This window comes from Mesorhizobium sp. M7A.F.Ca.CA.003.01.2.1 (assembly GCF_003998945.1).
Lineage (GTDB): Bacteria > Pseudomonadota > Alphaproteobacteria > Rhizobiales > Rhizobiaceae > Mesorhizobium > Mesorhizobium ciceri.
On the sequence record NZ_RZRA01001444.1, the window covers coordinates 1 to 827 of the forward strand.

At 63.5% G+C, this 827-nt stretch carries 1 protein-coding gene; it reads left to right on the plus strand.

Annotated elements, in window-relative coordinates:
- Nucleotides 1-827, plus strand: an 827-nt coding sequence (gene phnD / locus EN969_RS33340; RefSeq protein WP_127419869.1) for a phosphonate ABC transporter substrate-binding protein, incomplete at both ends; no start/stop codon positions are given.

The following is an 827-nucleotide window of genomic DNA, read 5'->3' on the forward strand; positions in this document are numbered from 1 at the left end:
TCCAGGCACAGGATCTGAAGGAATTCCGCGTCGGCATTCTGGGCGGCGAGAACGAAGCCGACCGTCTGCGCAACTACCAGTGCTTCGCCGACCACATCAAGCAAGTCCTCGGCGTCGAGAAAGTTTCGCTGTTCCCGGCCGCCGACTACGACGGCGTCATCCAGGGCCTGCTCGGCGGCACGCTCGACTTCGCCGAACTCGGCGCTTCCGGCTACGCCAGCGTCGCTCTCAAGGACCCGAAGGCGGTCACCCCGATCCTCACCACCCAGCAGACCGACGGCGCCACCGGCTATTATTCGATCGGCCTGGCGCTGAAATCCTCCGGCATCACCGACATCAAGTCGGCCAAGGGCAAGAAGCTCGGCTACGCCGATCCGGATTCTACCTCCGGCTACCTGATCCCGCTGACCCAGATCCCGAAGGATACCGGCGCTTCGAACGAAACCTTCTTCGCCTCGACCCAGTTCAACGGCGGTCACGAGAACAACGTCCTGGCCGTGCGTGACGGCAAGGTCGACGTGGCGGTGGACGATTCTTCCGGCATCGGCGACTTCAAGGACGGCTACACCTCCGGCACCTTCCACAAGGAAGTCGCCAAGGGCGCCGTCGACCCCAACGACTTCGTCGAAGTCTGGCGCTCGGGTCTGATCCCGAACGGCCCGCTGGTCGTGCGCACCGCGCTCGGCGACGAAATGACCGCCAAGCTCGCCGACTTCTTCACGCAGTTGCCGAAGAAGGACAAGGCTTGCTTCGAAGGCGTCGAGGGCGGCGACTTTACCGGCTACGTCCCGGTTAAGGCGGACTTCTACAACGTCATCGTCGAAGCC